The organism is Pseudomonas sp. SL4(2022) (assembly GCF_026625725.1).
Taxonomy (GTDB): domain Bacteria; phylum Pseudomonadota; class Gammaproteobacteria; order Pseudomonadales; family Pseudomonadaceae; genus Aquipseudomonas.
The window spans coordinates 1,169,810-1,194,469 of record NZ_CP113060.1; the positions used below are offsets into that span (position 1 = coordinate 1,169,810).

Consider the following 24,660-nt stretch of genomic DNA (forward strand, 5'->3'; position numbering starts at 1 on the left):
GCGGTTGACGTGCTCGCCACAGCCGGTAAAGTGCCGGCCCATGCACACACGTCATCTCTGCCCCATCGCTGCGTTTTATTACGCCCTGCTCCCTCTCACCAGGCGGTAGATGCGTTGTTGCATGTCCGATCCGCCTGAGGCGGCCCGGATAGCACACCCTCACTCCAGTCTCCTCAGGCCTTTGCCTTCACCAGGAGACACCTATGTCCAGCAACACCTTTGATCTGCTCGACCAGCTTGATGCCCGTGGTTTTATCCACCAGAGCACCGACCTCGATGGCCTGCGCCTGGCGCTCAACCAAGGCCCGCTCACCTTCTACCTTGGCTTTGATGCCACGGCGGACAGCCTGCACGTCGGCCATTTGCAGGCGTTGATGCTGGTGCGCCACCTGCAACGCGCCGGGCACAAGCCGATCCTGCTGATTGGCGGCGCGACCACGCGCATCGGCGACCCGAGCTTTCGCGACAGCAGCCGACCAGTGCTGACGGAAGCGCAGATCCAGCACAACATTGCCGGAATTACCGGCTGCTTTGCCCGCTACATCCAGCTCGGCGATGGCCCCTGCGACGGTTTGGTGGTGGACAACGCCGACTGGCTGGACGGCATCGGCTACCTGCAGTTTCTCGATCAGGTCGGCCGGCACTTTTCCATCAACCGCCTGTTGACCTTCGACGCCGTGCGCAACCGCCTGGAGCGTGGGCATTCGCTGAGCGTTCAGGCGTTCGGCTACACCCTGCTGCAGGCCCATGACTTCACTGAGTTGGCGCGCCGACACAATTGCACCCTGCAACTGGGCGGAGCCGACCAGTGGGCGAATATCATCAATGGTGTGGAGTTGGGCCGGCGCCAGGACTGTCAGCCGCTGTTCGGCCTGACCATGCCGCTGCTGACCACCCGTGACGGGCGCAAGATGGGCAAATCCGCCAGCGGCGCGGTGTGGCTGAATGGCGACAAGCTCGCGCCGTACGACTTCTGGCAGTTCTGGCGGGATTGCGATGATGCCGATGTCGGGCGCTTTCTCGCCCTGTTCAGCGAACTGCCGCTGGATGAGGTGGTGCGCTTGAGCGCCCTCAAGGGCGCCGAACTGAACCAGGCGAAGATCATCCTGGCCAACGCTGCCACAGCCCTGGCCCACGGTGAACAAGCTGCCCGCGACGCCGCAGCCACCGCTCTGGCGTTATTTAGCGCAAAAGACACGGCTGCCGAGCTGCCGCAGCTAAGCGTCAGCCCGGAAGACCTTGCTAGCGGTTTGAGCCTCACCGATCTGCTGCTACGCCATAACGTGCAGCCCTCACGCAGCGCAGTACGCCGCCTGGCGAGCGGCGGCGGCCTGCTGCTGGATGGCGAACGTCAGAGCAACCCGGACCAACCACTGCAGGCCTGGCAACTGGGCCGGCGGCTGAGCCTGGGCAAGAAGCGTCATTACCTGTTGCAGGCGCGGTGATGCACCGGTCATGGTTTTATCGCGGGAGGGGCTGGGCGGCATTCCGCTTTAGCCGCGATAACAGCCGTTAAAAGCTCGCTGCTAAAGCGCCTCCCACACACGACACAGGACAGCGTTAGCGTAGGGTGGACCCCGCTGCACCGGTCCACCAAGGGCAACCGTGCGGACGCCCAGGGTGGAAATAAAACGCGATTTCCAGCCAACGCCCGCTAGGTTTTTTCACCCAACTTATGCCGCGCGGCATACAGGCATACCAACTCCATCGCCACGGTGGCGCCCGCCAGTGCGGTAACTTCGGCGTGGTCGTAGGGCGGCGACACTTCCACCACATCCATGCCGACCAGATTGATCCCGCGCAGGGCGCGGAGAATTTCCAACGCCTGATGCGTGCTCAGGCCGCCGCACACCGGCGTGCCGGTGCCCGGGGCGAAGGCTGGGTCGAGGCAGTCGATATCAAAGGTCAGGTACACCGGGTGATCACCGACCCGCGCGCGGATTTGCGCGGCGATCTGCTCCGGCGTGCTGCGGTGCACCTGACGCGCATCCAGCACCTGAAAGCCCATCACGTCGTCATTGGTGGTACGCAGGCCAATTTGCACCGAGCGCGAAGGATCGACCAGCCCTTCACGGGCCGCGTGGTAGAACATAGTGCCGTGGCTGACGCCTTGCTCGCTGTCATCACTGTCCGGCCAGGTGTCGCTGTGGGCATCGAAGTGCACCAATGACAGCGTGCCGTGTTTACGCGCATGGGCCTTGAGCAGCGGGTAGCTGATGAAGTGATCGCCGCCCAAGGTGAGCATGGCGCAACCGGCCTGCACGATATGCTCGGCGTGCGCCTCGATGGCCGCCGGAATCTTGTGCGGCAGGGCGTGATCGAAATTGCAGTCGCCGTAGTCGATCACCGCCAGGTGATCGAAGGGGTCGAACTCCCAGGGGTAATGCCGCTCCCAGGCGCTGGTGATCGATGCCGCGCGAATCGCCCGCGGACCGAAGCGGGTGCCGGGGCGGTTGGTGGTGGCGGTGTCGAAGGGCACGCCGCTGACCACCAGATCCACGCCGGCTAGGTCGCGACTGTAACGCCGGCGCATAAAACTGGTGACGCCCGCATAGGTCGGCTCGGAGAAGGTGCCGTAGAGGCTGTCGCGGGTGAAGGCCAGGTCGTTGCCGTTGAATGCTTCCATTGCCTTGTCCTCAATACTGACTGCGGAAAGTGGTCCAGATGCGCGTGCGTTCACGTTGTTGGCGCAGCGGCATCAATTGCTCGGCAAACAGGCGTGCGCGCACCGCTTCACCGGGGTAGATATCGGCATCGCCGCTGATCGCCGGGTCAACCAGCGCCGTGGCAGCCTGGTTGGCGTTGGCGAAGAACACGTTGTTGGTCAGCTCGGCGATGGCCTCGGGGCGCAGCATGTAATCGATAAAGGCGTGGGCGGCCTTGGGGTGCGGCGCATCGGCCGGGATGGCCATGGTGTCGAACCACAGCAGCGTGCCTTCACGCGGGATGCGGTACTGCACCTCGAACGGCTGCTTGGCCTCAGCGGCGTTGGCCGCGGCCATGTAGGCGTCGCCGTTGTAGGTCAGCGCCAGGCAGATTTCGCCCTTGGCCAGGTCATTGATATGCCGGCCGGCGCCGACGTAACGCAGGTTCGGTTGCAGCTGGGTGAGCAGCTGCGCCACCGCATCGAGGTCGGCGCGGTCGCTGCTGTAAGGGTCTTTGCCGAGGTAGTTGAGGGCAATGCTGATTACTTCCTGCGGCGAGTCGATCACCGCGATGCCGCAGTCCTTGAGCTTGCTGGCGTACTCGGGCTTGAACAGCAGATCCAGGCTGTTCAGCGGCACGCCGGGCAAACGCTTTTCGAGCGCCTGAAGGTTGAAACCCACGCCAACCGTGCCCCAGGTGTACGGCAGGCCGAACTGGTTGCCGGGGTCGGCACTGGCGAGCTTGCTCAGCAGCGCCGAGTCGAGGTTCTGCAGATGCGGCAGTTGCGTGCGATCCAGCGGTTGCACGGCCTTGGCCTGAATCGCCCGAGCCAGGCCGCTGGAAGCCGGGAAGACGACGTCATAACCGCTGCCGCCGGTGAGCAGTTTGCTGTCCAGGGCTTCGGCACTGTCGAAGATGTCGTATTTGACCGTGATCCCGGTTTCATCCTTGAAGCGCTGCAGGGCTTGCTCCGGCAGGTAGGCGGACCAACTGTACAGGTTCAGGGCTTTTTCTTCGGCCTGAGCGGCGAAGGCGCAACACAGCAGCAACGGAGCAAGGGCCTGACGCATGGGAATGACCTCGGTAAAGGGGTGAGCTGAGCACATCCTGCCTGCCGGTTTGCTTAGCTTAAATATGAAGTGTTCTACTCTGGCATCGACATACATCAATGTTAGGCCCTGCCATGCTCAGCCAGTTACGCGACCTCGACCTGCAGTTGCTACGCCTGTTCGTCACCGTGGTGGAGTGCGGCGGTTTCAGTGCCGCCCAGGGCGAACTGGGGATTGGCCAATCGACCATCAGCACGCAGATGGCCAAACTGGAAACCCGCCTGGGCTTTCGCCTGTGCGAGCGCGGCAAGGCGGGCTTTCGCCTGACGCCCAAGGGTGAGCAGGTGCTGAGCGCCACACGCCGACTGTTCAGCGCCATCGACACCTTCAAGGACGAGGCCCAGGGCATGGCCGACAAGCTGCTCGGTGAGCTGCGCATCGGCCTGTCCGAAGGGCTGGCCGCGCAGGTGCTGGAACAGGTGGCCGAGGCCATCCAGCGCTTTCGCGCACGCAACCAGGCGGTGCAGATCGAACTGCTGACTGCCATGCCCGCCGAACTGGAGCGCCGCCTGTTGCAGAACCAGCTGCACCTGGCCATCGGCTACTTCTCCGGCAACCAGAATGCACTGGACTATCACCCACTGTTTCACGAACGTCAGGTGCTCTACTGCGCCGCTGAGCATCCGCTGTTCAGCCGCCGACAGATCAGCCAGGCCGACCTGCAGCAGGCGGACAGCGTGCGCCACCCCTACCGCTTTGTGAAGGCGCGCGAGCCGTTGCAGAGCAGTACCAGTTCGGCACAGACCGAACAGGTCGACGGCGCCCTGGCCTTTATCCTGTCCGGCAGGCACATCGGCTACCTGCCCGTGCACATCGCCGCCCCCTGGCAGGCCGCCGGGCGCCTGCGCGCGATCGAAGCCGACAGCCTGGGCTTCGACGTGCAGTTCCACCTGGCCAGCCACCGCGGCCAGTATCCTGGCGATGCGCAGCGGGCGTTTGTCGAAGACCTGCTACGGGCGTTCAGCGCCAGCCCATCGGCCAGCCCTTAACGCCGCTGCACAGGCTCATGCACAGGCGCCTGCCGCAACTGCTTACTCAGGCGGTCAATGGCGGCAATCGTCTGGCTGATGTCGCGGTGGATGCTCGGCACGCCCAGGCACGGCCAGGGCGATGCGTCAGCCGATAGCGGCTCGGCCTCCAGTTGCAGCTGTGGGTCGAAGAGATCGTGGGTCAGGGGAAGCAGGTGCATGACAGACTCCTTGCCGGACAACCCGGCGTGACGGTTAAGGTCAGGAGGCAGTAAACAAGTGGCCAATCGGCCTAGCGGCAAGTCTTGTTGCTATGGCCCAAGCATCGGCGCCCGAAGTGACAGGTTGATGACCGCGCGGAGCCTGCCTGTTCAGACTCCGCCGCGAAGCCAGCGGCGTCAACCCACCTGCGCGCCATTGGTCGCATGCAGCAGTGGCGGGATCGGACAGTCCAGCAGGTCAGCCACCGCGCGCAGCAACTCGGCCTCGGCCACCTCGATACGCCCATCATGCTCAATGCAGCGCGCCATGGCCTTGAGCAGCCGTGGTTTCTGCAAGGGCTGCAGCTGGTTAAGCCGTTTGAGGGCGGCCTCCAAGGCTTTCAGATCGCACTGCGCTGCCGGTAGCAGGTTAAGCGCGTTATACGGCAGTTCGCCCGCCGCCTTTGCCAACGCTGCTTGCGCCTGGTCCGGCGGCACATTGCCGGCATGGGCCAGAAACGACAGCAACACCTGAGCGTCATCCAGCACTTCCAGCAGGTGAAAATGCCCACTGAGCCGCCGACTGGGGGCCAGGTTGCGCTCGACGATGCGCAGCAAGGTCCATTCCAGCAGCTCAACCTGGCCATCGGCACGGATCAGCCGTGCCATCACCGCACACAACGCGGCCGCCTGCTCGGCGCCCAGCTGCTTGAGCGCCGGCATGGCCAGGTCCAGCAGGGTCAACCGTTGGTTGCCTGGCAACTGGCGCAGCGGTTGTTCCAGCGCCTGCACATGTTCCATCAACTCGGCGCTGAGCAGTGGCTTGAGCATCTGCAGTTGCTGGTCACGCAAGGGCGTCACAGGCGCCAGCAACAAGCCATAGACCAAGGCCTGTGCGCCGCTGCCATGGTGCGCGGCCTGACGCAGCGCCGGGTGCAGCTCATCCAGCACTTTATGCGCCTGCTGCAGGTGGGCCGCACGTGGCTCCCCAATGCTGGCGATGGCCGCCGTGGCCGAGGCGGCGCTAAAGCCGGTCAAGGCCTGATCCCAGCCCTGGGCCACAGCACGTTGGTCTGCCGTGGCATCGGCAGGCAGCAGACTGAGGATCGAGACATCCGGGTAGCGCCCATCCCACTCCGGCGTGACGCGACGAATCCGCTCATCCAATGGCGGATGGGTCGCCAGCATGCCCTCCAGCGCCCGGCTGATACCGGCGGCGAAGTACATATGACTGAACTCGGCCGCATGTCCGGCGCGCAATTGCGAGCCATACTGGTTGCCGCCGATCTTCTGCAGCGCCCCGGCAATGCTCTGTGGATTGCGGGTGAACTGCACCGCCGAGGCATCGGCGAGAAACTCGCGCTGCCGGCTCACGGCAGCCTTGATCAGGCTGCCGAAGAACGTCCCGGCATAACCGAGCAGCCACAAGGTAGCGCCCACCGCGATGATCGCCGCCGCCGAATTGTCACGACTGGAGCGCGAACTGCTGCGGGAGCTGCTACGCAGCAGAAACCCACCGATCAGCCCCAGCAACAGAATGCCGTGCAGCACCGCCACCAGGCGTGTGTTGAGGCGCATATCGCCGTGGAAGATATGGCTGAACTCATGGGCAATCACCCCCTGCAGCTCTTCACGCGAGAGCAGGCTAACCGCCCCACGGGTAATTCCGATCACCGCATCCTGCGGCGTGAGGCCAGCGGCAAAGGCGTTAATGCCCGCATCATCCAGCACATACACCGGAGGCACTGGCGTGCCCGAGGCCAGGGCCATCTCCTCCACAACATTGAGCAGGCGCTGTTCTTCCAGGCTCTGTGGCGCGAGGTTGATCAACCGCCCACCCAGCCTTTCGGCCACTGCCTTGCCGCCGCGACTGAGCTGCAACCCCTTGTAGACACTGCCCAGCAGCACCACGCCGATTACGACCAGCGCGACCATCGCCACCTGCGGCCAACTGGGCAGTAACGTGCGCGGTCCATCCAGCAAGCCGAGAGACTGCGGGTCAGGACCGAATACCTGCCAGACCACGCCCAACGCCAGGCTGGTCAAACTGATCAAGCTGAGTACCGCCAGCACCATCAGGATCAGCAGGCGGCCGCTGTTACGCCGGGCGCGATCCTGTTGCTCGAAGAAATTCATCCCTGAGAGTCCTTAGAACGATACCTTCGGCGCTTCCTGAATCGCCGCGCTGTCGGCGAACTCCAGCAGGCTGGCGTCCTGGGCGTGGCCAAAGCTGGCAGCCAGCAATACCGGTGGAAACGCCTGCTTGTAGGTGTTGTAGGCCATAACTGCATCGTTGAACGCCTGGCGGGCAAAGGCCACCTTGTTCTCGGTGCTGCTCAGCTCTTCACTGAGCTGCTGCATATTGGTCGACGCCTTGAGGTCCGGGTAAGCCTCCAGGGTCACGTTCAGGCGACCCAGGGCACTGTTCAGCAGCCCTTCCGCGCCGCCCAGCTGCGCCATGCTCTGCGCGTTGCCCGGCTGCGCAGAAGCAGCCTTGAGCCCGGTCACGGCATTGTTGCGCGCGGCAATCACCGCCTCCAGCGTCTCGCGCTCATGCGCCATGTAGCCCTTGGCGGTTTCCACCAGGTTGGGGATCAGGTCATAACGGCGTTTGAGCTGCACCTCGATCTGCGCAAAGGCGTTTTGAAAACGATTACGCAGGGTCACCAACTGGTTGTAGATGCCAATCACGTAAAAGATCAGCGCCGCGACAACAGCCAGGAAAATCAGCGTGGAAATGGACATGGGGAAATCCTTATCAGCATGCGAGAAAAAGCAGATGGTAGCGGAAAAGTGTCGCAGCGAATGCTCAACGGCACAAAACTACACCCCCTGAACCTAGGCGTGGCCAACCTGGTGCTTGGCTTATGCGGTGGTATCCAGATGCCGCATGGTGGATAAATCCCTTGGCAAAATAGACCGACCGGTCTATATATTCACCTATGAAAAAGATCTCGACCCGCGACAAACTGATCCACGCCATGGCCGACGCCCTGCAGCGCAAAGGCCTGCACGGTGTTGGCCTGAATGAACTGCTGGAGGTAGCCGGCGCGCCCAAGGGCAGCCTTTATCACCACTTCCCCGGCGGCAAGAGTGAGCTGGCGGTGGCGGCTATTGACCATATCAGCCGGCATATCGACAGCCTGTTCAGCCAGCTCTTTACCCAGCAGCCAGACCCGCTCAAGGCGCTGCATAACTGGCTGCAGGGTGCACTGCAGCAGCTGGAAAACAGCCAGTTCGAGCGTGGTTGCCCGCTGGCCACCATCGCCCTGGAAAGCGGCCCGGAAGATGTGGAGATTCGCGCCGCACTGCAGCGCAGTTTTACCGCCGTGCGCCAGGCGTTGAGTGTGCAGCTGCATGCCTACGGCTATCCCCGCGAGCAGGCGGATAACCTCGCTGCACTGTTTGTCGCGCTGTATGAAGGCGGGCTGCTGCAAGCCCGCGTTGCTGGCAGCAGCGAGCCGCTCAAGCGTGCCGCGACTGCCCTGTTCAACCTGACCCGCGAACAGTTTCCGGGAGGAGCCTACCCATGAGCCTCAATACCCCTGCCATCCTTAGTGAAACCGTGCAGTTGCCGGCACTCGACGGTTATCCGCTCACCGCTACCCTGTATCACGCCCCAGAGCCGGTCGCGCAGCTGGTGATTGCCGGTGCCACTGGCGTGCCGCAGGGCTTCTATCGACGCTTTGCCGAGTACGCGGCGCAGCGCGGCTACAGCACCCTGACCCTCGACTATCGCGGCATCGGCCAGTCGAAGCCGGCCAGCCTGCGTGGCTTCAAGATGGACTACCTGGATTGGGCCCACCTTGACCTGGCCGCTGCCGTCGATCAGCACCGTCATCCGCAGCGGCCGCTGTATATGGTGGGCCACTCCTTTGGCGGGCATGCCTTCGGCCTGTTGCCGAACCACGATCAGGTTCAGGGCTTCTACACCTTCGGCACAGGTGCCGGCTGGCACGGCTGGATGCCCAAGACCGAGCAGCTGCGTGTGCTGACCATGTGGCGACTGATCGGCCCACTGATGACCCGTTACAAAGGTTACCTGGCCTGGAGCAGGCTGGGCATGGGCGAGGACTTGCCGCTCGGGGTTTACACCCAGTGGAAACGCTGGTGCAGCTACCCGCGCTACTTCTTCGAAGATCCGCAGATGCCAGGCCTCGCCGAGCGTTTCGCTCAGGTCAGCACGCCGATCATTGCCGCCAATGCGCTGGACGACCTGTGGGCCCCGCCCGCCTCGCGCGATGCCTTTATGGCAGCTTACAGTTCCGCGCCCTATCAAGCGCGCACCATCGACTCAACCGCCAGCATTGGCGCCATCGGCCATATGGGCTACTTTCGCCCAGCCGCACAGACGTTGTGGGATGACACGCTGAACTGGTTTGCTGACCTGCAGGCGCAGCGCCAGGCTGCCTGAACAGCCCCAGCCAGAGAGGTGTCGCGGATGAGCATGATCCCCGCAGGCTTTACACCGCTGTTTCGCAGCAGCCCCTTTCTGGATCTGCTCGGGCCGATCTACAACCAGCGCAGCGATACAGGCCTGGTGATCGGCCTGCGCGCTGAGGCCAAACACTGCAATGCCCGCGGCTTGGTACACGGCGGCGTACTCAGCAGCCTGGCGGATGTTGCCCTGGGCTATAACAGCGCCTTCGCCGAAGAGCCGCCAACCCCGCTGGTCACCAGCAGCCTGACCATCGACTACGTCGGTACCGCCAAACTCGGCGACTGGATAACCATCGAAACCGATGTGCAAAAGGTCGGAAAGAGCCTGGCGTTTGCCAATTGCTACTTTGTCGTCGAATCGGTGCGAATTGCTCGGGCGAGCGCGGTATTCAGCGTGCTCTCGCGTTGAAAGCGCACACAGGATAGACAGTGCACGCTGATGGCGGCCAGAAAGGGCCTGAAGGATAAACGCAAAAATACATGGGGCAGAAAAAAGAAAACCCCGCATTGCGGGGCCTTTGCAGACTGTTTGCTGACATCCTTGATCTGCTTGCCTTCCTGGCAGCTGTCCCACGTTTCCCTGTTGCTAAAGTGCGCTTCCTGCGCGACGTCCATGTGGGGCAGATTAGCCATCACCCGGCAGCGGGCATAGTGGCAATCGCCAGCACGCCGTGTAAGCCATGGCTTACACACGTAAACACGGACAACCAAGCAACTGCTCGGCTTTATTTTGTGACGCAGGTCTTGTTAGACTCGATCCTGTCTTACAAAAACAACAGACCCCGTCAACGGTGGTCACTGGGGCCATCCATGCGCTCATTGCTTCTTGCCATCGGCTGCCTGACAGCCAGCATCAGCCCACTTGCATTCGCCAATGGGCAAAATCAGCTTTCCGATCCCAAAGCCGCCGTGCAACTGTTCTGGAGCCAAGTCTATGGCCAGGGCGGGACGTCGCTGTATTGCGGCAAGGCGTTCAGTGAAGAGAACGGTCAGTTCAAGGCCAGTCCGATCTACAGCAGCAAACAGCTGAAAAGCGCGCTGCGCTGCGTGACCGATCGCCAGTGCGGAATCATGAACCCGCGTTATGTCTACATGGCATCGGACCTGCACAACCTCTACCCCGCCATGACCCGCGTCGAACTGGTGCGGCGCAATGCACAGTTCGGTGATCTGGATGACAGCGTACCGAGCAAGTTCGCCGACATCGGCTGTGACCTGAAAACCAGTTTCCAGCTCATAGAGCCACGCGATGAAGCCAAGGGCAATATCGCCCGGGCGATCTTCTACATGCACGTCGAATACGACTTGCCCATCGTCGGCCAAGTGCAGATGTACAAGAAGTGGCACCAGATAGACCCACCGGATGCCGAAGAAAAAGCGCGCAACGACAAGATTGCCGGCCTACAGGGCACGCGCAACCGCTTTATCGATAATCCCGAACTGGTCGAGCAGCAGATCAAAAACTGATAGGCACTAGCGGTGCAGCGTGTGCAGGGAGCGTAATTTATAGCGGTCACCCGGATGAATCAGCCGGGCGTAGCTGATCAAGTGATCGCCCGACCAGGTCCGGCGGGTCACGCTCAGGCACGGCGTGGCCACGTCGATATCCAGCCAGCGCGCCACAGCCTGATCCACCCGCACCGCCTCAACCACATGTTCGACATCGGAAATCGGGCAGCTGTTGACCAACACCTCGTTGGGCGTCTGCTTGGCAAAATCGCTTTGCAGATAATGCGGAACCCAACGCGGGTTAACGAAGCGGTCTTCCAGCTGAATCGGCACACCGTCTTCGCGGTGCACCAGCATGCTGTGAAACACCTCAGCGCCCACACGTAACCCCAGGCGCAGCGCCACTTCATCATCCGCCGCCAACGCTTCACAACGAATGATGTCATTGCTGTAGGCATGCCCACGGCCGCGCACTTCATTGGCAATGTTCAGCACTTCATGCAGTGAGGATTCGGCCTTACGGTCGGTGACAAAGGTACCCAAGCCCGCTTGGCGCAGCAGATAGCCTTTTTGCACCAGATCGCGAATGGCTTTATTGGCGGTCATGCGGCTCACCCCAAAATCCCGCGCCAGTTGCTCTTCCGGCGGAATCTGATGATGAACCGGATAAGCGCCGCTATGGATGCGCTCCAGCAGGAACGCTTCGATGGCTTTATAACGCGGGGTGGTACTGCTCACAGCGGCTCCTTGGGGATGCTACCCGGTGCGCGGATGATAACGCCCGCCACAGACGACGGGCAGCCCCGCCTGATGCCTTGGATGGTCAGGAGTCGGATGTAGGTTGGGTTGAGCGCAGCGAAGCCCAACAGGCGGAGGCTCTGGCAACCGCGTAGCCTGCCAGGCAGCCGTTGGGCTTCGTCGCGTTGCTCCTCAACCCAACCTACGCCAGCGACGGCAACAGGCCGCTCGGCAGTAACGGAGTCAGCACGCGGCTCGCCAGCAGTTGATTGGCGGCCTCGATATCCGGAGCAAAGAAGCGGTCTTCCACATAATACGGAACCTGCGCACGCAAGGCGTGGCGCGCTTGCTCGAGCAGCGGCGAGCTGTGCAGCCCCTGGCGGAAGTCCAGGCCCTGGCAGGCACCCAGCCATTCGATGGCCAGCACGCCACGGGTGTTGGCGGCCATTTCCCACAGGCGTTTGCCAGCGGCCGGAGCCATGGACACATGGTCTTCCTGATTCGCCGACGTCGGCAGGCTGTCGACGCTGTGCGGATGGGCCAGCGCCTTGTTCTCGCTGGCCAGGGCAGCAGCGGTGACCTGAGCGATCATAAAACCGGAGTTGACCCCGCCATTGGCCACCAGAAACGGCGGCAATTGCGACATATGTTTGTCCATCATCAGCGAGGTTCGGCGCTCGCTCAGTGCGCCGATTTCGGCAATCGCCAGGGCGATATTGTCGGCGGCCATGGCCACGGGCTCGGCGTGGAAATTGCCGCCGGAAATCACATCGCCCTCAGCGGCGAACACCAGCGGATTATCCGACACGGCGTTGGTTTCCACCGCCAGCACCTCAGCGGCTTGGCGCAGCTGGGTCAGGCAGGCACCCATCACCTGCGGCTGGCAGCGCAGCGAATACGGGTCCTGCACCTTGTCGCAGGCTTCATGGGAGCGGCCGACCTCGCTGCTGTCGCCGAGCAGGTGGCGATAGAGGGCCGCTGCATCGATTTGCCCGCGCTGGCCACGCGCCGCATGAATGCGCGGGTCGAACGGTGCACGCGAGCCCAGCGCAGCCTCCACCGTCAGTGCGCCGCAAACAGTGGCGGCGGCAAACAGATCCTCAGCCTCAAACAAGCCGCGCAGCGCGTAGGCGGTGGACACCTGCGTACCGTTAAGCAGCGCCAAGCCTTCTTTGGCGGCCAGGGTCATGGGCTGTAAACCGGCGATGGCCAATGCCTCTGTGGCGGGCAGCCATTGCCCCTTATAGCGCGCCTGACTTTCCCCCAACAGCACCAGCGACATGTGCGCCAAGGGAGCCAGATCGCCAGATGCGCCGACCGACCCCTTGAGCGGAATATGCGGGTAGACCTCGGCATTGATCAGGGCGATCAGGGCGTCGATCACCTGCAGGCGAATACCGGAAAAACCACGCGCCAGGCTGTTGACCTTGAGCAGCATGATCAGCCGCACCATGGCGTCGTCCAGCGGCTCGCCGACGCCGGCGGCATGCGACAGCACCAGCGAACGCTGCAGCTTTTCCAGATCCTCATTGGCGATACGGGTCGAGGCCAGCAAGCCAAAACCGGTGTTGATGCCATAGGCCGTGCGGCCCTCGGCGATGATGCCGTTGACGCAGGCCACGCTGGCCTCGATGGCAGCGTGAGCGCTAGGGTCCAGACGCACCTGCAGCGGGGCTTGATAGGCGGCACGCACATCGGCCAGGCTCAGCTGACCGGGGTGCAAGGTAAACAGGCTCATGCGGGGGGCTCCTTGGGTGGCGGCAATCATGGGCAGGTCGAGGCCCTGTTCGCGGGCGCAATCGACAGCCATTTCATAACCGGCATCGGCGTGGCGCATCACCCCGGTGCCCGGATCATTTCTCAATACTCGGCCCAGACGGGCGCGGGCGTCGGCGCTGCCGTCAGCGACGATCACCACCCCGGAATGCTGCGAAAAGCCCATGCCCACCCCGCCGCCGTGGTGCAACGACACCCAGGTCGCGCCGCCCGCAGTATTCAACAGGGCGTTAAGCAATGGCCAGTCAGACACCGCGTCGGAGCCGTCCTGCATGGCTTCGGTTTCGCGGTTGGGGCTGGCCACCGAGCCGGAGTCCAGGTGGTCGCGGCCGATGACGATCGGTGCCTTCAGCTCGCCGCTGGCGACCATGTCGTTGAAGGCTTGCGCCAGACGCGCGCGATCTTTCAGGCCGACCCAGCAGATACGTGCGGGTAACCCCTGGAAACTGATGCGCTCGCGGGCCATGTCCAGCCAGTTGTGCAGGTGGGCGTCGTCCGGGATCAGCGCTTTGACCTTGGCGTCGGTTTTGTAGATGTCTTCCGGATCACCCGACAGCGCCACCCAGCGGAACGGGCCGATGCCCTGACAGAACAGCGGACGGATATAGGCCGGGACGAAGCCGGGGAAATCGAAGGCGTTATCGACGCCCTCCTCCAGCGCCATCTGGCGGATGTTGTTGCCGTAATCAAAGGTCGGCACGCCCATCTGCTGGAAGGCCAGCATGGCGCGCACGTGCACGGCCATGGACTGCTTGGCGGCGTTGACCACCCGCGTTTCCTCGGTTTTGCCACGGGCCACGTATTCGTCCCAGCTCCAGCCGGCCGGCAGGTAACCGTGGCGGGGGTCGTGGGCGCTGGTCTGGTCGGTGACCATGTCCGGACGCACGCCACGGCGCACCAATTCCGGGAGGATTTCAGCGGCGTTGCCGCACAGGGCGATGGACACCGCTTGGCCTGCACGGCAGTAACGGTCGATACGCGCCAGGGCGTCGTCCAGATCGCTGGCTTGCTCATCGACGTAGCGGGTCTTCAACCGGAAATCGATGCGCGACTGCTGGCATTCGATGTTCAGCGAGCAGGCACCGGCCAGGGTTGCCGCCAACGGCTGCGCGCCGCCCATGCCACCGAGTCCTGCGGTGAGTACCCAGCGGCCCTTGAGGTTGCCGCCGTAATGCTGGCGACCGGCTTCAACGAAGGTTTCATACGTGCCCTGAACGATGCCCTGGCTGCCGATATAGATCCAGCTGCCGGCAGTCATCTGCCCGTACATGGCCAGGCCCTTGGCGTCCAGTTCGTTGAAGTGTTTCCAGGTGGCCCAATGCGGCACCAGGTTGGAGTTGGCCAGCAGCACACGCGGCGCGTCTTTGTGCGTTTCAAACACGCCGACCGGCTTGCCGGACTGGATCAACAGCGTCTGGTTGTCTTCAAGGCGGGTGAGCACCTCGACGATTTTGTCGTAGCACGCCCAATCGCGCGCGGCGCGGCCGATGCCGCCGTACACCACCAATTCATTTGGGTTTTCGGCCACGTCCGGATCGAGGTTGTTCATCAACATGCGCAGCGGCGCTTCGGTCAGCCAACTCTTGGCGGTCAACGTGGTGCCACGGGCGGCACGAATGGTGGTGTCGCGATAACGGTTCATGGCGCGCTCCTAGTTGAGGGGTGAGGTAAGCCAGTCAGGCTCAGCAAATGGATGAGACGAGCCGCGACCTTGGCGGTGCGGCTGTCGATGTCGTACTCCGGGTTGAGTTCGGCCAGATCAATCAGGCGCAGCTTGCCGCTGTCGCGCACCACTTCCAGCAGCGGCTCGAGCAGCACCAGCGGCACGCCACGCGCGGCCGGCGCACTGACGCCCGGCGCTTCGCAGGCGGGCAGTACGTCGATATCGATGGTCAGGTAAACCGCATCGCAGCCGGCCATAAAGCCTGAGAGTTCGGCGCTGATGGCCTGCAAACTGGACTCGCGAATCTCGCGGTCTTCGCGCACCAGCACGTTCAACTCCGCGGCACGCTGGAACAGGGCGCGGGTGTTACTGGCGCGGCTGATGCCCAGGCAGGCATAGGCGAACGGCCAACCACGGGCAGCGCAATCGTCGGCGATTTGCGCAAAGGGCGTTCCCGAGGAGTGGGCATGCGCCGGGTCGCGCAGGTCGAAATGCGCATCGAAATTGATAATGCCAATACGTGGTGCGGCCATCCGTGGGGCGGCTATTTGTGAAGAGCTATCCGCCATGTGCCCGGCCAGGCCCAGCCAACTGCCAAAGGCCACTTCATGGCCGCCGCCGAGCACAATGGGCAAATGCCCGGCATTCAACAGTGCACAGACGTTATGGCCCAGACGCACCTGGGCGGCGTCCAGATCGCCATCGGCGCACAGCACATCGCCAGCGTCATAGGCCGCGCCCTGACGGTGCCAGGCCAAATTGGCCAACGCCTTGCGCATGGCCGGCGGGCCATTTACTGCCCCGACGCGCCCCTGATTGCGGCGCACGCCTTCATCGCTGGCAAACCCCAGCAACGCCAAGCCCGGCGCACTGTCTGCGGCGAGCGGCTGAATGCGCTGATGCCAGCGCGGGCTGTCCGCTTCGGGGTCAATCCGACCCTGCCAAAGCGACATGCAGTGACGATCAGCGTGCATGATGATCAACCTCGATGGGGTGGCAGATAACGCCGTTGACGATGCGCTGGCGTAAGCGCCCCGGTTGCACGGCATACGCCAGTTCGGCAGGCTGCTGCACAGCCCACAGGCACAGATCGGCAGGCGCGCCCACGGCAATCCGCCCCAAATCCGGCCGACCTAGCGCGCGGGCCGCGTGCGCCGTCATGCCGGCCAGCGCCTCGCGTGGGGTCAGGCGAAACAGGGTGCAGGCCAGGTTGAGGGTCAGGGTTGGGAAGCAAATAGGCGCAGTGCCGGGGTTGGCATCGCTGGCCAGGGCCATGGGGACGCCGTATTGGCGCAGCAACTCGATGGGCGGTAACTGGGTTTCGCGCAGGGTGTAAAACGCCCCCGGCAATAAGGTGGCGACCGTGCCAGCGGCGGCCATGGCCTGTACGCCGGCCTCGTCGAGGTATTCGATATGGTCGGCTGACAAGCCCTGATAACGCGCCGTCAGCGCGCTAGCGCCTTGATTGGACAATTGCTCGGCATGCGCCTTAATCGGCAAGCCATGACGCTGCGCCGCTTGAAAAATCCGCTCGCACTGCGCCGGGCTGAAGGCGATGTGCTCACAGAACACATCCACCGCATCGGCCAGCCCTTGCGCGGCCACGGCAGGGATCATGCTCTCGCACACCAACGTCACGTACTCATCCGCGCGCTTGTGGTATTCCGGCGGCAGTGCATGTGCGCCCAACAGCGTGGTCAACACACGCACAGGGCGCAACTGGCCCAGTCGACACGCCGCGCGCAACAGCTTCAGCTCGTCATCGAGGCTCAGGCCATAACCGGATTTGATCTCCAGCGTGGTCACGCCATCCGCGAGCAAGGCATCCAGGCGCGGCAGGCTGGCGGCGATCAGCTCGTCTTCACTGGCTGCACGGGTGGCGCGCACGGTGCTGAGGATACCGCCGCCGGCCCGGGCAATATCGGCGTAACTGACACCCTCAAGACGCTGCTCGAATTCACGGGCGCGATTACCGGCGTACACCAGATGGGTGTGGCAATCGACCAGACCCGGCGTCATCACCCCGCCGCGCCCCACCTCACGCGCATCGCTGAGCGCCGCCGCGTCGAACTCAGCCTCCGGGCACAGCCCGGCGATGCGACCGTCTTGCACCCACACGGCCATGGGTTGCGGACAGGTTTGCTCGCCATCAAACAACACAAGGTCACGCCATAACTGAATGGAGGATGCACGTGGCATGGTCAGGCTTCCGCTTTATTTGTATATACAAATAAACCTAAAAAACCTTTTTATCAACCAAAAGACCAATAAATGACTATACAAATAGACCGTAATGGCTTCCGACTTTAAAACCGTCACCGCGCTTTTCAGGCCGCCAAAACGCAAAACCCCAGCACGAGGCCGGGGTTTTGCGGTTACCAGACAGCGTTTAGAACTGCGCCGCGTCCAGCAGGTAGAGCGACTCGCTACCGGCCTTGACCGACGCAGTCAGGGAGTGGATACGCGGCAGCAGGCGGGCGAAGAAGAAGCGCGCGGTGCCCAGCTTGCTGACGTAGAACTCGTCCTGATCCTGCTTGGCCAGTGCGGTACGGGCCATCAACGCCCACATGTAGGCGTAGGCGGTGTAACCGAACACTTGCAGGTACTCGACCGAAGCGGCACCGACTTCATTCGGGTTGGCCTTGGCGCGCTCCAGCAGGTCGCTGGTCATCAGTTCCAGGTTGGCGATGGCGTCTTTCAGCGGGTTGACGAACTCGGTCAGCGAGGCGTCGGCGCTGTCGGTGAAGGCTTTGATCTCTTCAGCGAAGTGCTTATAGAACGCACCGCCGCTGCCGACCACTTTACGGCCGACCAGGTCGAGTGCCTGGATGCCGTTGGTGCCTTCGTAGATCTGGGTGATGCGGCAGTCGCGGATCAGTTGCTCTTGGCCCCACTCGCGGATAAAGCCGTGGCCGCCAAAGATCTGCTGGCCGTGCACGGTGGTTTCCAGCGCCATGTCGGTGAGGAAGGCTTTGGCCACCGGCGTCAGCAGAGCAACCAATTCTTCGGCGCGCTTGCGGGTGGTGGCGTCTTCGCTGTACTTGGCGGTGTCCAACTGCATGGCCACATAGCTGGAGAAGGCACGGCCGCCTTCGTTCAGGGCTTTCATGGTCAGCAGCATGCGGCGCACGTCCGGGTGCACGATGATCGGGTCGGCGGCTTTGTCTTTAGCCACCGGGCCGGTCGGCGCACGGCTCTGGATACGGTCGCGGGCGTATTCCACGGCGTTCTGGTAGCTGCGCTCACCCAGGGACAGGCCCTGAATGCCGACGCCCAGACGCTCGTAGTTCATCATGGTGAACATGGCGGCGAGGCCTTTGTTCGGCGCATCGACGATCCAGCCGGTGGCGCCGTCGAAGTTCATCACGCAGGTGGCCGAAGCCTTGATACCCATTTTGTGTTCGATCGAGCCGCAGGACAGCGAGTTCTTCTCACCCAGCGAACCGTCGTCATTGAGCATGACTTTCGGCACCAGGAACAGCGAGATGCCTTTCGGACCAGCCGGTGCGTCCGGCAGTTTGGCCAGCACCAGGTGGATGATGTTCTCGGTCAGGTCGTGCTCACCGCCGGTGATGAAAATCTTGGTGCCACTGATCTTGAAGCTGCCGTCGGCTTGCGGCTCGGCCTTGGTGCGGATGATGCCCAGGTCGGTGCCGGCATGCGGCTCGGTCAGGCACATGGAACCGGCCCAAACGCCGGAGTACATGTTCGGCAGGTATTTTTCTTTCAGCTCTTCGCTGGCGTGCGCGTTGATCGACAAGCAAGCACCAGCGGTCAGCATCGGGTACAGGCCGAACGACAGGTTGGCCGAGTTGACCATTTCTTCGACCTGCGCGGAGATCACCTTGGGCATGCCCATGCCGCCGAACACCGGGTCACCACCGACGCCAACCCAGCCACCTTCGGCATAGGTCTGATAAGCCTCAGGGAAACCGGCTGGGGTTTTCACCACGCCGTTGTTCCACGAGCAGCCCTCTTCATCGCCACTGCGGTTAAGCGGTGCAATGGTGCCCGCCATGACTTTGCCGGCTTCTTCGAGAATCGCTGCGGCGGTGTCTTCATCCACCACCTCGGCCAGGCCCGGCAATTGGGCCCACAGCTTGGACACTTCAAACACTTCATTGAGCACGAAGCGCATATCGCGCAGGGGAGCTTTGTAGTCAGCCATGGAGCAATCCTCGAACAAACCAACAGGTATACGGAAGTGTTTGAAGTCTAACCGAACACTATTTCAGACACATAGGGTCGCGTCGTGACCAATAATCCACAAAACGTTTGATCGGCACCCCACAGCAAAAACCCGCCTACTGGCGGGTTCTTAGCTGTGCTTGCCGCTCGTCAGAGGGCGAAACTGGCGGCAGGCAAATCCATCATGCAGGCACTGCCCGCCTGTGCGGCGGCAAGGTGCGCCGCCGTGCGCGGCAGCAGGCGCTTGAAGTAAAACTCGCAAGTGGCCAGTTTGGTTTGGTAGAAGGCCGCATCGCCTTCCCCGGCCGCCAGTTTGGCCTGTGCCACCAGTGCCATGCGCAACCAGAAGTAGCCCAGAATGACGTATCCGGAATACATCAGGTAATCCATCGAAGCAGCACCGACTTCGTCCGGGTTCTTCATGGCGGCCATACCGATCTGCTGGGTCAGTTCCCCCCACTGCTTGTTAAGGCCCGCCAACTGGCTGACATATGCGGCGAACGGTGCTTGCTCAGCCTGCGCCTCACAGAATTTATGGATGATTTTGCTAAAGCCACGCAGCAACTTGCCCTGGCTGCCCAATACTTTGCGCCCGAGCAGGTCGAGGGCCTGAATGCCATTGGTGCCTTCGTAAATGAGCGCAATGCGGCAGTCACGCACCAGCTGCTCCATGCCCCACTCGCGGATAAATCCGTGGCCGCCATACACCTGCATGCCATGGTTGGTCACTTCCAAACCGGTCTCAGTCATAAAGGCTTTGCAGATCGGCGTGAGGAAGGCGAGCAGGTTTTCCGCTTCTTCACGTTGTTCGGCACTGCCGGCCAGGTGTGCTTGATCAAGCAACTGTGCGGTGAAGTAAGCCAGCGCGCGGTTGCCTTCGTTGAAGGCTTTCATGGTCAAGAGCATGCGCCGCACATCGGGGTGCACGATGATCGGGTCGGCGGCTTTCTCCGGGGCTTTCGGGCCGCTGAGGGCGCGCATCTGCAAACGATCGTTGGCGTATTTGAGCGCACCCTGATAGCTCGCCTCACCCAGACACAAGCCCTGCATGCCCGTGCCCAGGCGGGCATGGTTCATCATGGTGAACATGCAGTTCAGGCCTTTGTTCAGCTCACCGATCAGGTAGCCAGTGGCACCGTCGAAGTTCATCACGCAGGTGGCCGAGGCCTTGATGCCCATTTTGTGCTCAATCGAGCCACAGCTCACGCCATTGCGCGCGCCCGCTTCACCTGCCGCATCCGGCAGGAACTTGGGCACGATAAACAGCGAAATGCCCTTGGTGCCCGCCGGGGCATCGGGCAACTTGGCCAGCACCAGGTGCACGATGTTCTCGCTCATGTCGTGCTCACCGGCGGAGATGAAGATTTTGCTGCCGGTGAGCGCATAGCTGCCGTCGGCCTGGGGCACGGCGCGGGTCTTGATCAGGCCAAGGTCGGTGCCGCAATGGGCTTCGGTCAGGCACATGGTGCCGGTCCAGCGACCTTCGGTGAGCTTGCTCAGGTAGGTCTGCTTCTGCGCCTCACTGCCGTGGGCGTGAATCGCTGACATCGCGCCGTGGGTCAGGCCCGGGTACATGCCCCATGACAGGTTACTGGCGCCGACCATCTCGCTGATCATCAAGCCCAACGATTGCGGCAGGCCCTGACCACCGTATGCTGAATCAGCCGCCAGGCCATTCCAGCCTCCTTCAACATACTGGGTGAAGGCTTCCTTGAAGCCCTTGGGCGTGGTCACGTTGCCATTGTTGAATTGGCACTCTTCTTCGTCACCGCTGCGGTTCAGCGGCGCTAGCACCTGCTCACAGAATTTCGCGCCTTCTTCGAGAATCGCGCTGACCATGTCCGGGCTGGCATCACTGGCCCCCAGTGCGGCGTAACTGCCATGGAAGTCGAAGACATCATCGATCAGAAAACGCATGTCGCGCAGCGGGGCTTTGTAGTCAGGCATGGTGAGGCTCCAGCAGATTCATGGGGTCGCTTCAGCCCACCACGCTACGGCGTAGCGGGCCGCGCCAACAACGACCGTAGAACTGCTGAATACAGCGCCATAAGCGCGCCGCCTTACTGGCGCGTACCGGGCGACAGCTTGACCGCCCCTCGTCGCTGACCGTGGCTACGAATGCAATTGCGCCCGGCACTTTTCGCGCTGTACAGCGCCTGGTCAGCAGCCTTGATCACCTCATCCGGGCTGGCCTGCTCCGCACCACGCTCGGCAACGCCCATGCTAATGGTCACAGCCACCTGGGACGCTGCCTTACCCGCCCGACGCTGACGCCCCTGCTTGTCGTCCTGTGGACGCTGCTGCTGATCACGCAGCTGCAGGCGATAGTGCTCGATAGCCTGACGCACCTGTTCGAGATGCGGCAGACACTCCTCCAGCGTCTTGCCGGGGAACACCAAGGTGAACTCCTCACCGCCATAGCGGTAGGCCTTGCCGCCCCCGCCGATCTTACGCAGCTGGCTGGCGACCAGACGCAGCACCTGGTCGCCGACATCGTGGCCATGGGTGTCGTTGAATTTCTTGAAATGATCCACGTCGGCCATGGCAATCACATAGATGCGTCCCAGACGCTGCAGCCGCTCATTCAGTGCACGCCGCCCAGGCAGGCCGGTCAGTTCGTCGCGGAAGGCCATCTGATAGGCCTCATGGGCCAATGCCGCCACCAGCACCAGCATGATCTGGCTGCTCATCACATTCAGCGCATTGGGCAGGGTGAAGGTATTCGGCAACATCCACAGCAGCCCGCCTAGACCGAGCAACTGGGCTGCGTGCAGGGGACGCGGTGCACGCAGGTACTGCACCAGCAGCACAATCAGCCCAAGGACAAACACCGGGTAGGCCAGCTGCACCAACGCCAGCCAGTCGGCCTGCAATGCCGGCCAACGTACCCGCGACAACCAATGCAGCAGCGCCTCGGGAAAGCGCTGCGCCAGCCCCACTGTCACCGCCCCGAAGGCAAGCAACACCGCCGCACGCGCGACCATGTCCTGCAGCAAATGCGTACGCTCTTGCCAGGCTGCATACAGGCTGTAGAGCAAAGGTAGCAACAGGCTGCACAGATGGAAGATCAATGCGGCATCGGTACGCACCTGGCCGGTGGCACGAAAATGATCAACCTGGGTATCAAGCAGGAAATAGCCGAGGTACAGCGTCAGCAGCAAAAACACTTCGCGCTGACGCCCGTAAACCAGACAGAACGCCCCGCCGAGCAGCAATAGCAGCGTCGGCAATACATTGAACAATGAAGCAAAGAACTCACTCAGCACCGCCAAGCGCGCTAGAAACACCCCGCCAAGCAGAAGCAGCAACGAAGGCAGAAAGTGACTGAAGCGCACAGCAGCAAAACGCGACAAGGCAAGCCCCACACGACGGCAAAAGTAGACAACGCCTTGCAGTTTGCCTGTAAAAGCAGAATTTCGCACGGAGCCCGGCGGCTAAAAAGCGACCGGTAAAGTTTTTACCCCAGCCTGAATAGCGCACATAAAAAAACCGCCACCCCAGGGGCAGCGGTTTCTTTGACCTGAAAAGGACGGAGGCTTAGTAGCCCAGGGCGAAGTCTTCTTCGGCCATGTCCATCAGGTTGTTGGCGCCAGACAGCATGGCTTCAACGTGCGCACGGGTACGCGGCAGGATGCGCGCGAAGTAGAAGTTGGCGGTCTGCAGCTTGGCTTTGTAGAACGCCTCGTCTTCAGCACCGGCAGCAATCTTCTCGGCAGCCAGGCGAGCCATGTCAGCCCAGAAGTAAGCCAGGCAGGCATAACCGGAGTACATCAGGTAGTCCACCGAAGCGGCACCGACTTCTTCGCGGTCTTTCATAGCGGCCATGCCCACTTTCATGGTGATGTCGCCCCACTCCTTGTTCAGCTTGGCCAGCGGCTCGACGAGGCCTTTGATGGCGTCGTTGGACTCGTTGGTCTGGCAGAACTTGTGCACGATCTTGGTGAAGTTCTTCAGTGCGCCGCCCTGGGTCATCAGGATCTTACGACCCAACAGGTCGAGGGCCTGAATACCGGTGGTGCCTTCGTACATCATGGAAATACGGCAGTCGCGAACGTTCTGCTCCATGCCCCACTCAGCGATAAAGCCGTGACCACCGTAGATCTGCATGCCGTGGTTGGCGGCTTCGAAGCCGACTTCGGTCATGAAGGCTTTGGCGATTGGCGTCAGGAAGGCCAGCAGTTCGTCGGCCGCTTTCTTCTCGGCTTCGTCTTTGCTGTATTTGACGATGTCCACTTGCTTGGCAGTGAAATACACCATCGCACGGTTACCTTCAGCGAAGGCTTTCATGGTCAGCAGCATGCGACGCACGTCCGGGTGGACGATGATCGGGTCAGCGGCTTTTTCTGGCGCTTTCGGGCCAGTCAAAGAACGCATCTGCAGACGCTCGCGAGCGTACTTCAGGCCGCCCTGGAAACCGACTTCAGCGTGAGCCAGGCCTTGCAGAGCGGTACCCAGACGGGCCGTGTTCATGAAGGTGAACATGCAGTTCAGGCCTTTGTTGGCTGGGCCGATCAGGAAACCGGTGGCGCCGTCAAAGTTCATCACGCAGGTGGCGTTGCCGTGGATGCCCATCTTGTGCTCGATCGAGCCACAGGAAACGGCGTTGCGCGCGCCAACAGAGCCGTCAGCGTTAACCGAGAACTTCGGCACGATGAACAGCGAAATACCTTTGGTGCCTTGCGGCGCGTCCGGAAGGCGAGCCAGTACGATGTGGACGATGTTATCGGCCATGTCGTGTTCGCCAGCGGAGATGAAGATCTTGGTGCCGGACACTTTGTAGGTGCCATCAGCTTGCGGCTCGGCCTTGGTGCGCAGCATGCCCAGGTCGGTACCGCAATGTGGCTCGGTCAGGCACATGGTGCCGGTCCACTCGCCCGATACCAGCTTGGTCAGGTAGGTGTGCTTCTGCTCGTCGGTGCCGTGCTCGGAGATGGTGTTCATCGCGCCGTGCGACAGGCCTGGGTACATGCCCCACGACCAGTTGGAAGAACCCACCATTTCGCTGAGTACCAGGCCCAGCGACTCAGGCAGACCTTGACCGCCATGGTCAACATCATGCGCCAGGCTCGGCCAGCCGCCTTCAACGTATTGCTGGTAGGCCTCTTTGAAGCCGGCGGGGGTTTTCACGCCTTCCGGGGACCAGGTGCAACCTTCGGTGTCACCTACACGGTTCAACGGGGACAGCACTTGCTCACAGAACTTGGCGCCTTCTTCAAGGATGGCGTCGACCATGTCCGGAGTAGCGTCCTGGCAGCCAGGCAGGCTTTGATAATGCGCTTCGTAGCCGAGCAGTTCGTCGCGTACGAAACGGATATCACGCAAGGGGGCCTTGTAATCAGGCATAGCGGTTAACCTCTGCGGTGGATTCTTAGTGTGTAGGTGACCGGATATTCGGTCGTTTTCGGGAGCAATCCCGGCGCTCGCCTGCCCCTTGGCAGTCGAGTCAATCAAACAAGCGTTTGAAACATACGTTTATGCCTATT

At 62.2% G+C, this 24,660-nt stretch carries 19 protein-coding genes and 1 pseudogene; 6 read left to right on the plus strand and 14 right to left on the minus strand.

The window, feature by feature from the left end; translation table 11 throughout:
* The first annotated feature begins 203 nt into the window (after nt 1-203).
* Nucleotides 204-1,445, plus strand: coding sequence for a tyrosine--tRNA ligase (tyrS, locus tag OU997_RS05630; protein ID WP_267809372.1), 1,242 nt, complete (start codon nt 204-206; stop codon nt 1,443-1,445).
* 209 nt (nt 1,446-1,654) lie between these two features.
* On the opposite strand, the gene speB is transcribed toward tyrS, so the two are convergent.
* Together speB and OU997_RS05640 are read right to left on the minus strand one after the other, a co-directional pair.
* The gene (gene speB, locus OU997_RS05635; RefSeq protein ID WP_108488535.1) at nt 1,655-2,626 is read right to left on the minus strand and encodes an agmatinase; all 972 of its coding nucleotides are present in this window, start codon (nt 2,624-2,626) and stop codon (nt 1,655-1,657) included.
* Nucleotides 2,627-2,636: 10 nt separating this feature from the next.
* Nucleotides 2,637-3,716 carry a polyamine ABC transporter substrate-binding protein gene (locus OU997_RS05640; protein WP_108488534.1) on the minus strand — a complete coding sequence of 360 codons (1,080 nt, stop codon included), beginning with the start codon at nt 3,714-3,716 and terminating at the stop codon, nt 2,637-2,639.
* 113 nt (nt 3,717-3,829) lie between these two features.
* Here OU997_RS05640 and OU997_RS05645 point away from each other — a divergent pair, with 113 nt between their 5' ends.
* Nucleotides 3,830-4,744 (plus strand): LysR family transcriptional regulator, encoded by a 915-nt coding sequence (locus OU997_RS05645; protein ID WP_267809373.1) that lies wholly within the window; start codon nt 3,830-3,832, stop codon nt 4,742-4,744.
* Here the strand turns inward: OU997_RS05645 and OU997_RS05650 are convergent.
* The 3 genes from OU997_RS05650 to OU997_RS05660 form a co-directional block, all read right to left on the minus strand.
* A complete protein-coding gene (locus tag OU997_RS05650; RefSeq protein ID WP_108488533.1) occupies nt 4,741-4,944 on the minus strand; it encodes a hypothetical protein in 204 nt (67 codons plus the stop codon). The two genes, OU997_RS05645 and OU997_RS05650, sit on opposite strands and share 4 nt — an antisense overlap.
* 177 nt (nt 4,945-5,121) lie before the next feature.
* Nucleotides 5,122-7,059, minus strand: coding sequence for a M48 family metallopeptidase (locus OU997_RS05655; protein ID WP_108488532.1), 1,938 nt, complete (start codon nt 7,057-7,059; stop codon nt 5,122-5,124).
* A gap of 12 nt (nt 7,060-7,071) precedes the next feature.
* Nucleotides 7,072-7,668 (minus strand): LemA family protein, encoded by a 597-nt coding sequence (locus OU997_RS05660; RefSeq protein WP_108488531.1) that lies wholly within the window; start codon nt 7,666-7,668, stop codon nt 7,072-7,074.
* Nucleotides 7,669-7,865: 197 nt separating this feature from the next.
* Here OU997_RS05660 and OU997_RS05665 point away from each other — a divergent pair, with 197 nt between their 5' ends.
* The 4 genes from OU997_RS05665 to OU997_RS05680 all read left to right on the plus strand — a co-directional run bounded on the left by OU997_RS05665 (nt 7,866) and on the right by OU997_RS05680 (nt 10,830).
* Entirely contained in the window at nt 7,866-8,456 is a 591-nt protein-coding gene (locus tag OU997_RS05665) for a TetR/AcrR family transcriptional regulator (protein WP_108488530.1), read from the plus strand.
* Nucleotides 8,453-9,337 carry an alpha/beta fold hydrolase gene (locus tag OU997_RS05670; protein ID WP_108488529.1) on the plus strand — a complete coding sequence of 295 codons (885 nt, stop codon included), beginning with the start codon at nt 8,453-8,455 and terminating at the stop codon, nt 9,335-9,337. Before OU997_RS05665 ends, OU997_RS05670 begins: the two co-directional genes overlap by 4 nt.
* Before the next feature lie 27 nt (nt 9,338-9,364).
* Nucleotides 9,365-9,772, plus strand: coding sequence for a PaaI family thioesterase (locus OU997_RS05675; RefSeq protein ID WP_108488528.1), 408 nt, complete (start codon nt 9,365-9,367; stop codon nt 9,770-9,772).
* A 401-nt stretch (nt 9,773-10,173) separates the two neighbouring features.
* Nucleotides 10,174-10,830: an endonuclease I family protein gene (locus OU997_RS05680; protein WP_267809375.1), complete on the plus strand. Its 657-nt coding sequence runs from the start codon at nt 10,174-10,176 to the stop codon at nt 10,828-10,830.
* Nucleotides 10,831-10,836: 6 nt separating this feature from the next.
* On the opposite strand, the gene hutC is transcribed toward OU997_RS05680, so the two are convergent.
* From hutC to OU997_RS05725, 9 genes and pseudogenes are all read right to left on the minus strand, one after another.
* Nucleotides 10,837-11,550 (minus strand): histidine utilization repressor, encoded by a 714-nt coding sequence (gene hutC / locus OU997_RS05685; protein WP_267809376.1) that lies wholly within the window; start codon nt 11,548-11,550, stop codon nt 10,837-10,839.
* A gap of 202 nt (nt 11,551-11,752) precedes the next feature.
* On the minus strand, nt 11,753-13,288 hold the full coding sequence (gene hutH / locus OU997_RS05690; protein ID WP_267809866.1) for a histidine ammonia-lyase: 1,536 nt from the start codon (nt 13,286-13,288) through the stop codon (nt 11,753-11,755).
* 18 nt (nt 13,289-13,306) lie between these two features.
* Nucleotides 13,307-14,968, minus strand: a pseudogene (hutU, locus tag OU997_RS05695) (urocanate hydratase); the annotation flags it as partial.
* The gene (gene hutG, locus OU997_RS05700) at nt 14,965-15,963 is read right to left on the minus strand and encodes a formimidoylglutamase (protein ID WP_267809377.1); all 999 of its coding nucleotides are present in this window, start codon (nt 15,961-15,963) and stop codon (nt 14,965-14,967) included. The pseudogene hutU and the gene hutG, both read right to left, overlap by 4 nt.
* A complete protein-coding gene (gene hutI / locus OU997_RS05705; RefSeq protein WP_267809378.1) occupies nt 15,953-17,188 on the minus strand; it encodes an imidazolonepropionase in 1,236 nt (411 codons plus the stop codon). Before hutI ends, hutG begins: the two co-directional genes overlap by 11 nt.
* Nucleotides 17,189-17,378: 190 nt before the next feature.
* A complete protein-coding gene (locus tag OU997_RS05710; protein ID WP_267809379.1) occupies nt 17,379-19,157 on the minus strand; it encodes an acyl-CoA dehydrogenase C-terminal domain-containing protein in 1,779 nt (592 codons plus the stop codon).
* A gap of 170 nt (nt 19,158-19,327) precedes the next feature.
* Complete coding sequence (locus OU997_RS05715; protein ID WP_108538068.1) at nt 19,328-21,124, minus strand: acyl-CoA dehydrogenase C-terminal domain-containing protein; 1,797 nt, start codon at nt 21,122-21,124, stop codon at nt 19,328-19,330.
* Nucleotides 21,125-21,237: 113 nt separating this feature from the next.
* Nucleotides 21,238-22,530 carry a sensor domain-containing diguanylate cyclase gene (locus tag OU997_RS05720; protein ID WP_267809380.1) on the minus strand — a complete coding sequence of 431 codons (1,293 nt, stop codon included), beginning with the start codon at nt 22,528-22,530 and terminating at the stop codon, nt 21,238-21,240.
* Between the two features lie 184 nt (nt 22,531-22,714).
* Nucleotides 22,715-24,520 (minus strand): phenylacyl-CoA dehydrogenase, encoded by a 1,806-nt coding sequence (locus OU997_RS05725; protein ID WP_267809381.1) that lies wholly within the window; start codon nt 24,518-24,520, stop codon nt 22,715-22,717.
* Nucleotides 24,521-24,660: the final 140 nt, after the last annotated feature.

Excerpts from the sequence above, each read along its gene's own strand:
- tyrS (WP_267809372.1), top strand. The coding sequence starts at position 204 with ATGTCCAGCAACACCTTTGATCTGCTCGACCAGCTTGATGCCCGTGGT.
- speB (WP_108488535.1), bottom strand. The coding sequence starts at position 2,626 with ATGGAAGCATTCAACGGCAACGACCTGGCCTTCACCCGCGACAGCCTC.
- OU997_RS05640 (WP_108488534.1), bottom strand. The coding sequence starts at position 3,716 with ATGCGTCAGGCCCTTGCTCCGTTGCTGCTGTGTTGCGCCTTCGCCGCT.
- OU997_RS05645 (WP_267809373.1), top strand. The coding sequence starts at position 3,830 with ATGCTCAGCCAGTTACGCGACCTCGACCTGCAGTTGCTACGCCTGTTC.
- OU997_RS05650 (WP_108488533.1), bottom strand. The coding sequence starts at position 4,944 with ATGCACCTGCTTCCCCTGACCCACGATCTCTTCGACCCACAGCTGCAA.
- OU997_RS05655 (WP_108488532.1), bottom strand. The coding sequence starts at position 7,059 with ATGAATTTCTTCGAGCAACAGGATCGCGCCCGGCGTAACAGCGGCCGC.
- OU997_RS05660 (WP_108488531.1), bottom strand. The coding sequence starts at position 7,668 with ATGTCCATTTCCACGCTGATTTTCCTGGCTGTTGTCGCGGCGCTGATC.
- OU997_RS05665 (WP_108488530.1), top strand. The coding sequence starts at position 7,866 with ATGAAAAAGATCTCGACCCGCGACAAACTGATCCACGCCATGGCCGAC.
- OU997_RS05670 (WP_108488529.1), top strand. The coding sequence starts at position 8,453 with ATGAGCCTCAATACCCCTGCCATCCTTAGTGAAACCGTGCAGTTGCCG.
- OU997_RS05675 (WP_108488528.1), top strand. The coding sequence starts at position 9,365 with ATGAGCATGATCCCCGCAGGCTTTACACCGCTGTTTCGCAGCAGCCCC.
- OU997_RS05680 (WP_267809375.1), top strand. The coding sequence starts at position 10,174 with ATGCGCTCATTGCTTCTTGCCATCGGCTGCCTGACAGCCAGCATCAGC.
- hutH (WP_267809866.1), bottom strand. The coding sequence starts at position 13,288 with ATGAGCCTGTTTACCTTGCACCCCGGTCAGCTGAGCCTGGCCGATGTG.
- hutG (WP_267809377.1), bottom strand. The coding sequence starts at position 15,963 with ATGCACGCTGATCGTCACTGCATGTCGCTTTGGCAGGGTCGGATTGAC.
- hutI (WP_267809378.1), bottom strand. The coding sequence starts at position 17,188 with ATGCCACGTGCATCCTCCATTCAGTTATGGCGTGACCTTGTGTTGTTT.
- OU997_RS05710 (WP_267809379.1), bottom strand. The coding sequence starts at position 19,157 with ATGGCTGACTACAAAGCTCCCCTGCGCGATATGCGCTTCGTGCTCAAT.
- OU997_RS05715 (WP_108538068.1), bottom strand. The coding sequence starts at position 21,124 with ATGCCTGACTACAAAGCCCCGCTGCGCGACATGCGTTTTCTGATCGAT.
- OU997_RS05725 (WP_267809381.1), bottom strand. The coding sequence starts at position 24,520 with ATGCCTGATTACAAGGCCCCCTTGCGTGATATCCGTTTCGTACGCGAC.